Origin of the sequence: Vibrio sp. 10N.247.310.98, assembly GCF_041467395.1 — a bacterium.
Classification (GTDB): Bacteria; Pseudomonadota; Gammaproteobacteria; order Enterobacterales; family Vibrionaceae; genus Vibrio; species Vibrio crassostreae_C.
On record NZ_JBFSUL010000007.1, the window covers coordinates 78,496 to 90,680 of the forward strand.

11 protein-coding genes are annotated in these 12,185 nt (G+C 45.7%); 5 read left to right on the forward strand and 6 right to left on the reverse strand.

Annotated elements, in window-relative coordinates; all coding sequences use genetic code 11:
- Positions 1-111: 111 nt before the first annotated feature.
- From mutT to AB6E78_RS04995, 5 genes are all read left to right on the forward strand, one after another.
- Positions 112-510, forward strand: coding sequence for an 8-oxo-dGTP diphosphatase MutT (gene mutT, locus AB6E78_RS04975; RefSeq protein WP_048618233.1), 399 nt, complete (start codon positions 112-114; stop codon positions 508-510).
- Positions 511-602: 92 nt separating this feature from the next.
- Positions 603-1,427 (forward strand): 4-hydroxy-tetrahydrodipicolinate reductase, encoded by an 825-nt coding sequence (gene dapB, locus AB6E78_RS04980; RefSeq protein ID WP_372132813.1) that lies wholly within the window; start codon positions 603-605, stop codon positions 1,425-1,427.
- Between the two features lie 503 nt (positions 1,428-1,930).
- On the forward strand, positions 1,931-3,085 hold the full coding sequence (gene carA / locus AB6E78_RS04985; RefSeq protein WP_010434758.1) for a glutamine-hydrolyzing carbamoyl-phosphate synthase small subunit: 1,155 nt from the start codon (positions 1,931-1,933) through the stop codon (positions 3,083-3,085).
- 16 nt (positions 3,086-3,101) lie between these two features.
- Complete coding sequence (carB, locus tag AB6E78_RS04990) at positions 3,102-6,332, forward strand: carbamoyl-phosphate synthase large subunit (protein WP_017059294.1); 3,231 nt, start codon at positions 3,102-3,104, stop codon at positions 6,330-6,332.
- A gap of 195 nt (positions 6,333-6,527) precedes the next feature.
- Positions 6,528-7,307 carry a TSUP family transporter gene (locus tag AB6E78_RS04995; RefSeq protein WP_012603222.1) on the forward strand — a complete coding sequence of 260 codons (780 nt, stop codon included), beginning with the start codon at positions 6,528-6,530 and terminating at the stop codon, positions 7,305-7,307.
- Here AB6E78_RS04995 and AB6E78_RS05000 read toward each other — a convergent pair.
- The 6 genes from AB6E78_RS05000 to AB6E78_RS05025 all read right to left on the reverse strand — a co-directional run bounded on the left by AB6E78_RS05000 (position 7,258) and on the right by AB6E78_RS05025 (position 12,098).
- Entirely contained in the window at positions 7,258-8,103 is an 846-nt protein-coding gene (locus tag AB6E78_RS05000; RefSeq protein WP_102394343.1) for a LysR family transcriptional regulator, read from the reverse strand. The two genes, AB6E78_RS04995 and AB6E78_RS05000, sit on opposite strands and share 50 nt — an antisense overlap.
- Before the next feature lie 204 nt (positions 8,104-8,307).
- Positions 8,308-8,925, reverse strand: a complete 618-nt coding sequence (locus AB6E78_RS05005; protein WP_050649519.1) for a TRIC cation channel family protein — start codon at positions 8,923-8,925, stop codon at positions 8,308-8,310.
- A 74-nt stretch (positions 8,926-8,999) separates the two neighbouring features.
- Positions 9,000-9,869, reverse strand: coding sequence for a vitamin B12 ABC transporter substrate-binding protein BtuF (gene btuF, locus AB6E78_RS05010; RefSeq protein ID WP_017059298.1), 870 nt, complete (start codon positions 9,867-9,869; stop codon positions 9,000-9,002).
- Between the two features lies 1 nt (position 9,870).
- Positions 9,871-10,836, reverse strand: a complete 966-nt coding sequence (locus AB6E78_RS05015; RefSeq protein ID WP_017070822.1) for a cobalamin biosynthesis family protein — start codon at positions 10,834-10,836, stop codon at positions 9,871-9,873.
- 10 nt (positions 10,837-10,846) lie between these two features.
- Entirely contained in the window at positions 10,847-11,542 is a 696-nt protein-coding gene (mtnN, locus tag AB6E78_RS05020) for a 5'-methylthioadenosine/S-adenosylhomocysteine nucleosidase (RefSeq protein ID WP_017090520.1), read from the reverse strand.
- Between the two features lie 127 nt (positions 11,543-11,669).
- Positions 11,670-12,098, reverse strand: a complete 429-nt coding sequence (locus tag AB6E78_RS05025) for a DUF1499 domain-containing protein (protein WP_135444439.1) — start codon at positions 12,096-12,098, stop codon at positions 11,670-11,672.
- Positions 12,099-12,185: the final 87 nt, after the last annotated feature.

The following is a 12,185-nucleotide window of genomic DNA, read 5'->3' on the forward strand; positions in this document are numbered from 1 at the left end:
GTTTAGTTAGGCTCACGTTGTTTTAGCTCCCCAGCTCAGTCGGTCCTCCTTCTTGAGGATGACGTATTCAGGGACTATGTGAGTTCACGTTTTATTAAGGAACACCATCATATGAAAAGAATCCACATTGTAGCGGGCATTATCTTCAACCAAGATAAGTCACAGGTATTTATCACTAAACGTCCAGACGACAAACACAAAGGCGGTTTCTGGGAATTTCCAGGTGGCAAGGTTGAAGAGGGTGAAACCATTGAGCAAGCGATGACTCGCGAGCTTGATGAAGAGATTGGCATCAAGGTGACAGAGCAGTCTCTGTTTGAGCACCTTGAATTTGATTACACCGATAAGTCGCTTAAGTTCGACTTCATCCTTGTGACCGACTTTGAAGAGCAGCCTTATGGCAAAGAAGGTCAACAAGGTGAATGGGTAAGCCTAGAATCATTGAATCAATACGCCTTCCCAGAGGCAAATGTGCCAATTTTAGAGCGAGTAATAAAAGAGTTTTCGTAATTGCTAGCCTGAGTTTGAGATTGTTGTTAGTTTAAAGAGATTAATCGATTGAACGTTGCTGCAAGAGATAAGTGGCAACGGTAACCAAAACAATGGAGATATTCGCAGTGGTAAGAATTGCAATTGCAGGAGCAGCGGGCCGCATGGGCCGCAACTTGGTGAAAGCCGCTCATCATAATTCAGAAGCAAGTGTTGGAGCTGGTTCAGAGCGTCCAGAGTCATCTTTGGTCGGCGTAGATGTCGGCGAGTTATGCGGTGAAGGTCGTTTTGATGTTGCTTTAGTCGATGATTTGTCTAAAGCCATCGAAGGGTTTGATGTGATTGTCGATTTTACTGCCCCTGTTAGCACATTAGCGAATATTGAACTTTGTAAACGTCACGGTAAAAAACTGATCATCGGTACAACGGGCTTCTCTGAAGAAGAGAAGCAGGTGATTGATGCTGCTTCAAAAGAGATGGCTATCGTAATGGCACCTAACTACAGCGTTGGTGTGAACCTTGTATTTAAGCTGCTAGAGAAGGCCGCTAAAGTGATGGGCGATTACTGTGATGTCGAGATCGTTGAGGCGCACCACCGCCATAAAGTCGATGCACCGTCAGGTACTGCGATTGGTATGGGCGAAGCTATTGCGGGTGCTATGGGCAACGAGCTGAACGATGTAGCTGTATGGTCACGCGAGGGTATTACTGGCGAGCGCACTAAAGATGAGATTGGTTTCGCGACGATTCGTGCCGGTGACATTATTGGTGAACACACCGCTATGTTTGCTGATATCGGTGAACGAGTGGAAATTACCCATAAAGCCACTGATCGAATGACCTTTGCTAATGGCGCAATCAAGGCCGCGGTTTGGTTAAATGATAAACCAGCAGGCTTTTATACCATGACGGATGTGCTTGGTTTGAATGACCTATAAATAGATATTTATGCGCTGGCAATTGCCGGCGCTTTCTTTATTTGGTGCCTTTTCCTTAGTAATCTCACTTCTCCGATCTTCCTTCTACTTTCTTCTTATCGCCTTTTTGACTCCATTTCTATGCTGTTTATGTGGTCTTTAGTATGTTTTTTGTTTTAGATCTTTAAATTGTCATGTTTTCTCTTGGTATTTATCGATTGCGTTTTGTTGCTGATATTTTTATCACTCTATGGTTGGCTAAAATGAGGGGTGAAAATTAGAAAATCGTAATATTCGAGCTAAATGCGTATGAAAGTTGAACTTTTGGAGCTTTGAGGGGGTAAATTGAATTAGTCCTTACAAATGTTTAATTTCTTTTGAGTTAAATGTTGACACGTATCACGCAGATCACTAAAATACCGCCAATTTGTCTAATTTCCATAAACACGCAGTTTTTGGTGTTGCAGGAAGGTAGATTTGCAAATTAAATCAATTTTAATGCATTTTTATTTCTGGAGGTTGTCTTGAAGAAGTCAGCACTACTCGTCCTAGAAGATGGGACAGTATTTCACGGTGAAGCCATTGGCGCTGTAGGTTCTGCAGTTGGTGAAGTCGTTTTTAATACCTCGATGACGGGGTACCAAGAAATCCTCACTGATCCTTCCTATTCTCAACAAATCGTTACCCTTACTTACCCTCACATTGGCAATACCGGAACCAATTCCGAAGACGAAGAATCTTCTTCAATCCACGCTCAAGGCCTTGTGATTCGCGATCTCCCTCTAATCGCTTCTAACTTCCGTAATGAACAATCCCTTTCTGATTACCTTAAGTCGCAAAACGTTGTTGGTATCGCTGATATCGATACTCGTAAGCTGACGCGTATTCTTCGTGAAAAAGGCGCACAGAACGGTTGTATCGTAGCTGGCTCTTCAGTAAACGATGGAAACCTAGACGAAGCTCTAGCTCTTGCTAAAGCAAAAGAATTCCCTGGCCTGAAAGGTATGGACCTTGCGAAAGAAGTTACAACAAAAGAAGCGTATCAATGGAAACAAGGTTCGTGGACGCTTACGGGTGGACTTCCTGAAGCGAAAGCAGACTCAGAATTGCCATACCACGTTGTTGCTTATGACTTCGGTGCAAAACGAAACATCCTACGAATGCTTGTTGACCGCGGCTGCCGCCTAACGGTTGTTCCTGCTGAGACTTCAGCTGAAGAAGTACTTGCTCTGAACCCAGACGGTGTTTTCCTTTCAAATGGCCCTGGTGACCCAGAACCATGTACTTACGCAATTGAAGCGACAAAAGTGTTCCTAGAAAAAGGCTTACCAATCTTCGGTATCTGTCTAGGTCACCAGATTCTTGCTCTTGCGTCAGGCGCTAAGACAGTGAAGATGAAGTTTGGTCACCACGGCGCAAACCACCCGGTTAAAGATTTAGATCGTGATGTTGTGATGATTACTTCGCAAAACCACGGCTTTGCTGCTGACGAAGAAACCCTTCCAGAGACATTACGTGCAACGCACAAATCACTATTTGATGGTTCTCTACAAGGTATTCACCGTACAGACAAACCAGCATTCAGCTTCCAAGGTCACCCTGAAGCAAGCCCAGGTCCAGAAGATGCAGCGCCGTTATTCGACCACTTTATTGAACTAATCAAACAGCACACAGCGTAATTCGGAGTAGTAGACAATGCCAAAACGTACTGACATTAAAAGTATTCTTATTCTAGGTGCTGGCCCGATCGTTATCGGCCAAGCATGTGAGTTCGATTACTCTGGTGCTCAAGCTTGTAAAGCGCTTCGCGAAGAAGGTTACCGAGTTATTCTTGTAAACTCAAACCCAGCGACAATCATGACTGACCCAGACATGGCAGATGCAACTTACATCGAGCCTATCCAATGGGAAGTTGTGCGTAACATCATCGCTAAAGAGAAGCCTGATGCAGTTCTACCTACTATGGGTGGCCAAACTGCATTGAACTGTGCTCTAGACCTAGAAAAGCACGGCGTTCTTGAAGAGTTCGGTGTTGAAATGATTGGTGCAACGGCTGACGCTATCGATAAAGCAGAAGACCGTTCACGCTTCGATAAAGCAATGAAAGCAATTGGCCTTGAGTGTCCAACTGCTGATACAGCGAAAACGATGGAAGAAGCTTACAAAGTTTTAGACATGGTTGGCTTCCCTTGTATCATTCGTCCATCGTTCACGATGGGTGGTACTGGTGGCGGTATCGCTTACAACAAAGAAGAATTTGAAGAAATCTGTCGTCGTGGTTTGGATTTATCTCCAACTAACGAACTTCTTATCGATGAATCACTTATCGGTTGGAAAGAGTACGAGATGGAAGTGGTTCGTGACAAAAACGACAACTGCATCATCGTATGTGCGATTGAAAACTTCGACCCTATGGGTATTCACACTGGTGACTCAATCACCGTGGCTCCAGCTCAAACGCTGACAGACAAAGAATACCAACTAATGCGTAACGCATCTCTAGCAGTACTACGCGAGATTGGTGTTGAAACAGGTGGTTCAAACGTACAGTTTGGTATCAACCCGAAAGATGGCCGTATGGTTATCATCGAGATGAACCCACGTGTATCTCGCTCTTCTGCACTAGCATCTAAAGCAACAGGTTTCCCAATCGCTAAGATTGCAGCGAAACTGGCTGTTGGTTTCACGCTAGACGAGCTAATGAATGACATCACTGGCGGCGCAACTCCAGCATCATTCGAACCAACAATCGACTACGTAGTAACTAAGATTCCTCGTTTTAACTTCGAGAAGTTTGCAGGTGCTAACGACCGCCTAACGACGCAAATGAAGTCGGTTGGTGAAGTTATGGCCATCGGCCGTAACCAACAAGAATCTCTACAAAAAGCACTTCGCGGCCTAGAAGTTGGCGCGACTGGTTTTGACGAAATGGTAGACCTAGACGCACCAGATGCTCTAACGACTATCCGTCACGAACTTAAAGAAGCTGGCGCAGAGCGTATTTGGTACATCGCTGACGCATTCCGTGCTGGTATGTCGGTAGATGGTGTATTCAACCTAACGCAAATCGACCGTTGGTTCCTAGTTCAAATCGAAGACATCGTTAAGCTAGAGCAAGAACTTAAAGCGAAAGGCTTTGCTGGTCTAAATAAAGACGAGCTAAACAAGCTTAAGCGTAAAGGTTTTGCTGATGCGCGCCTATCTAAGATTCTAGGTGTAGCGGAAAGCGAAATCCGTCGTCTACGTGACCAATACGATATCCACCCGGTATACAAGCGTGTAGATACGTGTGCAGCTGAGTTCTCTTCAGATACGGCTTACATGTACTCATCTTACGATGACGAGTGTGAAGCAAACCCAACAGACAAAGAAAAAATCATGATTCTAGGCGGCGGTCCAAACCGTATCGGCCAAGGCATTGAATTTGACTACTGTTGTGTACACGCATCACTAGCGCTACGTGAAGATGGCTACGAAACTATCATGGTTAACTGTAACCCTGAGACAGTTTCTACAGACTACGATACGTCTGACCGTCTGTACTTCGAACCAGTAACTCTGGAAGACGTACTAGCAATCGCTCGTGTTGAGAAGCCAAAAGGCGTTATCGTTCAGTACGGTGGTCAAACGCCACTTAAACTGGCACGTGCTCTTGAAGCTGCTGGCGTACCAATCATCGGTACTAGCCCAGACGCAATCGACCGTGCAGAAGACCGTGAGCGTTTCCAAGTTGCTGTAGACCGTCTAGGCCTACTTCAACCAGAAAACGCGACAGTAACAACAATGGAGCAAGCGGTAGAGAAATCTCGTGAAATCGGCTTCCCACTTGTTGTACGTCCTTCTTACGTACTTGGTGGTCGTGCGATGGAAATCGTATACGACGAGCAAGACCTACGTCGCTACTTCAACGAAGCAGTTAGCGTATCAAACGAATCTCCAGTACTACTTGATAGCTTCCTAGATGACGCTGTTGAAGTAGACGTAGATGCGATTTGTGACGGTGAGCGCGTTGTAATCGGCGGTATTATGGAGCACATCGAGCAAGCGGGTGTTCACTCTGGTGACTCAGCATGTTCTCTTCCTGCATACACGCTAAGCCAAGAAATCCAAGACGTAATGCGCGAGCAAGTTGAAAAGCTAGCGTTCGAGTTGGGTGTTCGTGGTCTGATGAACACGCAGTTTGCTGTTAAGAACAATGAAGTGTACCTAATCGAGGTTAACCCTCGTGCAGCACGTACGGTTCCATTCGTATCTAAAGCAACTGGTGCGCCAATCGCTAAGATTGCCGCTCGTGTAATGGCGGGTCAATCTCTAGAGTCTCAAGGCTTTACCAAAGAAATCATCCCACCTTACTACTCAGTGAAAGAAGTTGTACTTCCATTCAACAAGTTCCCTGGTGTTGACCCACTGTTAGGCCCAGAAATGCGCTCTACTGGTGAAGTTATGGGTGTTGGTGCGACGTTCGCAGAAGCATACTCTAAAGCTGAATTGGGTTGTGGTAACATCTACCCAGAAGGCGGTCGTGCACTTCTTTCTGTTCGCGAAGGCGACAAAGAGCGTGTTGTTGACCTAGCATCTAAACTATCTAAGCTTGGTTACCAGCTAGACGCAACTCACGGTACTGCGGTTATCCTTGGCGAAGCGGGCATCAACCCACGTCTAGTAAACAAGGTACACGAAGGTCGTCCTCACATTCTTGACCGTATCAAGAACAACGAGTATACGTACATCGTGAACACTGCAGCTGGCCGTCAAGCGATTGAAGATTCTAAAGTTCTTCGTCGTGGTGCACTTGCTGAGAAAGTTAACTACACGACTACGCTAAATGCTGCATTCGCGACTTGTATGGCGCACACTGCAGACGCGAAAACGTCAGTAACTTCAGTTCAAGAGCTACACGCTCAGGTTAAAGCTTCTCAAGCTTAATCGCCTAAAGTGTATCGCTGATATGCGGATATAAATGCTCAAAGCCCACTCCTCGGAGTGGGCTTTTTTATGTCTGTTATTCCGCGGTAGCTTAATGATGAATATTTGGAATAGGTTAGAATCTTGTGTTTCGTTATTGCTCGTCTGCTGTGAGTGGTAACTTGTCGCTACACAGGATTTTAAGGCGTTGGGTATATGGAAATTACTCTAGAAATATTGGCTATCTTGTTTGTTGTTGCAACGGCAGCAGGCTTTATTGATGCAATGGCTGGCGGCGGTGGGTTACTGACTCTACCTGCATTGCTAGCGGCTGGAGTTCCACCCACGCAGGCACTGGCAACCAACAAACTCCAAAGCTCATTTGGCAGCTTCTCCGCGAGTTGGTATTTCGTGCGCAACGGTATCGTCAGCATCAAAGAGATGCGCCTTGCTATCTTTTGTACCTTTATTGGCTCTGCAATTGGCGCTGAGTTAGTCCAGCACATTGATGCGAGCCTACTGACCAGTGTTATCCCACTGCTGCTTATCGCTATCTCTCTCTATTTCCTGTTGGCACCCCAAACTAGAGCGTCTGAAGGAAAACAGAAGATCTCTGAGGCGATGTTTGCTCTGTGTATTGGTGGCGGCGTGGGTTTCTATGATGGCTTTTTTGGCCCAGGAACAGGTTCTATCTTCACCGTCTGCTTTGTTGCTATTGGTCACTTCTCGTTAGTCGATGCTACGGCGCGTACTAAAGTACTTAACTTTACCTCGAATATCGCTGCCTTAATTTTCTTTATTTTGGCTGGTTTGCCTATTTGGGAGTTGGGATTAGTGATGGCGGTCGGTGGATTTATGGGCGCTCAGCTTGGCGCTAAAGTGGTGGTGACAAAAGGGCAGAAATGGATTCGCCCCCTTGTGATCGTGATGTCGATGCTAATGGCGTCTAAACTGCTTTGGGAACAGCATCAACAATGGATTCTATCAGTGTTTTAACTCGTGGAGACTGGTAACTATTTGGTCTGACACAGATATGAATCGGCCGAATCAAGCCTGCTAATTCGGTGAAGCTATACAGATATTGAGGCTCAATATTGAGTGTTTTTACGATAGAGAGCGGGATCAACGCTGGCCCAGTCCCGCCCAATGCAAGTTGCGCCGCTGCGGTGTAGGCATCCATCTCCATCAAGGGTTTGATACCAAATTTTTCTAATACAGAAAGTTGATAAGAATTGGCTGGATTGGTCATGTCGTTAGTGATGACCATTGGAGGGAGATCCGTTAGCGGCGACTTACTCACTATGTAAAACGGTTCATCAAAAAGATGGAAGGTCATCAACCCATGATGTGGTGGCAGTAAGCCAGCACACAACCCCAAGGTCGCCTTGCCGGACTGCACCCGTTCGATAATTCTCGGCGTGTGGTTGGTGGTAATGGTGATGTACTTATCTTGCTGGATGAACTGGCCCATCATCTCACCTAAATAACCGGCTATCAGAGACTTATTGCTGTCTAGGGTGATGAGAGTGGTATCTTCCAACTCTTGCTGTTCATAAATAAGCCCACGAAGTTCATTGAATGTCGGGCCAATACTCTCGATTAATGCTATCGCATCTGGCGTGAGTTTTATCTGTCGGCCACTCGGTTCAATGAGCTTTTTACCTAGCTTCTTTTCTAAATTCGCAATCCGTTTGCTGACCGCTGATTGGCTGATATAAAGCAAACTGCCTGTGCGGCTCATGGTCTTTGCTTTACTCAATACCAGTAGAGTTTCGATTCCTTCGAGTAGCATTGGGTTATATTCATGAAATTTGGGAATGATTGTTTCAACTTACCTCAAACAACATTCATTCTCTAGTCTTGAAACTAAAGCTTTGAACCAAGTTAGGTATTTTTAGCTATGCTCGCACGTGTAGCGCGAGAGCATAATAATTGTGTTGGGGAGCTCAAATTAAGAAAGGCTCCTTTACGGAGCCTTTCACTTTGTAACGATAGCTTATTTGATAGCGAAGGTCGGCAATGATAAATGCCAACGAATAGCGCCAAGCCTTATCAATAGTGTTGAGAACACGCCGGCCAGAAATGCAGTTTCTGAATCGTGCCCCATGCTGATCGCCATGGTATGGAAAGCACCACCAATGATACAAGCGGTCGCGTAGACTTCACTTCTTAGAATCATAGGCACTTCACGGGCAAGCACGTCGCGGATAATACCGCCACCGCAACCGGTGATGACACCCATGATGATGGCCACTAGTGCTGAATCTTGATAGATAAGCGCTTTTTCCACGCCAATGCCAACAAACACCGCTAGGCCAATCGCATCACATACCGGCAATATCCACCAAGCCAGACGTTTCGGGCGTCTTACAATAATCATGGTCAGCAAACAGGTGATGATGATGACCCAAAGGTAGGTGGTATCGGTGATCCAAAACACGGGAGTTGCACCCAATGCCATGTCACGAATTGTGCCGCCGCCAATCGCGGTTACACTGCCTAGAACGGCTACGCCAAAGGGATCCATCTTAAGACGGCCAGCGACAAATACGCCTGAGACGGCAAAGATGGCAGTGCCAAATAAATCGATAATATAAAGCAGCATGGAGTCCATGATACTGGTGCTCTTATAGTTAAAATTGTAGGGACAGGTCGGTGGCGAATTGTACGAAAAAACGCAGCAAATAGTTAGTGATTTTGCCTAGCTCTATCAAAGAAATCGCACACTTGTTGGATCGCTTTCAAAGTTCTCGTTGTCGGGCGATTAATCCAGTCAGAATTGAGGGACCAAATCTGATTTTGAGCGACAGCTGGGATCTCATCTTCCCATGTTTGCCACATGGTTCCATTCTCAATCGCGTGCTGAGAAGTGAAGATTACTTGCGGTTTTCTTAATACAACTTGTTCAATACCAACTTGAGGATAGGGAGAGGCGCTGTCTTCAAAAATATTGTGGCCACCACAAAACTCAAACACCTCACTTGGCCAGTGTCCTTGAGCAACAGTGATGATCGGCTTTTCACTGAGCTGGTAGAAGTAGTTTACTGGCTCGGCATCTTTGTATTCTAGTCTCAACGCGTTGAGCTGCTCTCTGTATTGCTGAGCGTTATTTTCGCCAATGCTTGGATCGCTAGCGTATTCGCTCAGTTGTTCAATATTGGTTGCGATACTGTCTAGGCTTTTGGTCTTGGAGTAGTAAATATTAAAACCAAATTGCTCTAGTTTCGCGAGCTCTCTGGGCGGGTTTCCCGCTGGCCACGCAAGAATCAAATCAGGCTGAAGTGCGATGATCTTCTCAACCTTGATACCTTGATAGTTTGCCACTTTTTCAAGCTTATCGGCTTGTGGTGGGTAATCACTTCGTTCACTTACGGCAACAAGGTTGTTGCCTAAACCAGCGCTGTACGCGAGTTCAGTGGCATGAGGAGCAAGGCTGACTACGCGTTGAGCCAGCTGTACTTGTTCTTGAGTCCGTGGTGCTTCTTCTGCAAATGATAAAGGCAGCCATAAGCTGGAAGACAAAATAGTAAGGCTTGTAACAAGTGCTGAAGGTTTCACTCTAAATCCCTTGGTGAATAAATAGTAAGGCTAGGCTTTGTAAAAATATCCAGATAGCGATGCGACCAAAGAGTAGTTTCTGAACCTGAGATAGATGCAGAGCTGACGGTGCGATTCTTCCGCCTAATTTTGCGCGAATGGCTTTAGTGTTGTCGTAAATCGCAGGGCCACCTAATGATAACTCCAGCTTGTTGCCAACAGCCGTGATTAACCAGGCTGGGCCGGGTAGTGGCCAAGAGCGACTTTGGACTAGCATCATCTTAAATGTGTGCGTTGCTTTATCACCAAAGACGATCATCAAGGCAAATAAGCGCATTGGTATAAGTTCTAGGATAGCGACGATCTTGATTGCCGTTGAGCCGAAAGGAGAAAACTGCTTGCGACTTGGCGACCAAGCTCGAGCTAACTCGACCACAAGGCGATACATTAACGCAGCGATTCCACCACCAATGGCGTACCAGAACAACACACAAACTACGTTACGAGCGTAACCCATGATTATGGTTTCTGTGGCGGCTTTGCCGAGGCCAAGTGACGAAAGTGATTCGGTTTGACGATTGACAATCGGAGCCAGTAACTGACGAGCGGCCGCTTTATCTTCTCGGCCAAGTACTTTGATCAGTTGGTTAGCCAGCTTTTCATTATTGCGCCAATCAATCGCGAGTAATAACAGTGCCAATTCAAACAGTTGAGATTGCCAAACCAATGGTTGCAGTGCCAATAGAATAACCAGAGTTGGCAGTACCATTAACCCCCAGGCTAATGTGCCTGAGATTAAACTTTGGGAATAGTTGTGGTTGTTATTGTTATTGTTATTAACCTTGCTTGCTAAAAGCTCAGCAAACTTATGCCATAAGGTCGTGGGGTGTGCGGCATGGGGGATAGGTAAAATTAAATGAAAAAGCAGTGCTCCCCACATCACAAGGAGCACGCCATTTGCAAATACCTGATCAAACAGTGTTTGCATGTCTAGTCGCTTACTTTAGTAGGGCAACCATTTTGATAACCATTTCTGAAGAGCTTTGAGCTGCTAGTGGCAGGAACTCTTCGAAGCTCATTGGTGATTCTTTGTCTGCAACGTCAGAGATTGCACGAACAACCACGAATGGTACTTGGAATTGGTGACAAGCTTGAGCGATAGCAGATGCTTCCATCTCTACAGCAACGACAGATGGGAAGTGCTTGCGGATGAACTCTTGGCGTTCTGCTGTGCAAACAAATGCGTCGCCAGTACAGATAAGACCGCGAACGGCGTGCTTATCTTCCATTTGCGCTAGTGCTTGTTCAGCAACAGCCATCAGTTTGTCGTCCGCTTTGAACGCTGCAGGTTGACCTGCCATTTGACCGATTTCGTAACCGAAAGCTGTAACATCTGCATCGTGGTGACGAACTTCAGTTGAGATAACCACATCGCCAAGGTTCAGTGTTGAATCAAAACCGCCAGCAGAGCCCGTGTTCAGTACTACGTCTGGCTGGTATTCGCTTAGTAGGATTGAAGTACCCACTGCAGCGGCTACTTTACCAATGCCTGATTGAAGCAAAACAACGTCAACACCATTTATCTGACCAGAGAAAAAGGTACAACCGCCTTTATTAACTTCAGTAATGTCTGAAATTGCTGCCTTTAGGATCGCAACTTCTTGCTCCATTGCGCCAATGATGCCGATTTTCATGTGTAGTCTCTTAATAAATAATATTTAAACAGTAGAGCGAAATTGTAGCATGGATAAGAAGTGTCGAGCGACTGCCCAGAAGCACTTCTCATCCGAATAGCAGCGATTTATCTGCGTATTCTTTTATCTATTTGATCAGGCCTTCGCTTTTTAAGCTAGCGCGAAGTTGTTCAGCACGCTTTCGGTTTACGCCAAAATCAGAGTGACCAGTACGAGACTCTGAACGCACGATCAGTTTGCCATCAGTGATCTTAAGTTCTAAGTCATCGACAAAGCGCATGATGCGAGAAGTACATTCAACACGCAGGTAATCTTCTGTTTTACTCGCGGTTTTCGAACCCGGTAAGGTTAGTGCAACCTGCTCAATCGCATCTAGGTTTGCTGAATCTGATAACTCAAACGCGGCCAATGCATGCTGCTCACGGTCATCTTGAGTTGATACGCAGTTTGGTTTGTCTCCACAAAGTGATGAAGTTCTGTCTTTCATGTCCGTGATTCCTTGGCTACAAGCGGTTAAAGTCAAAAGAGATAGAGAAAGGAGAGCGGCTTTTTTCATAGTGTTTCCTATGGCGTTGTTTTAGTTATAGGTATTGGCTTGTTTGCGATTGTTTACGTATTTTCGATATGCTTGTGATAAACGTAT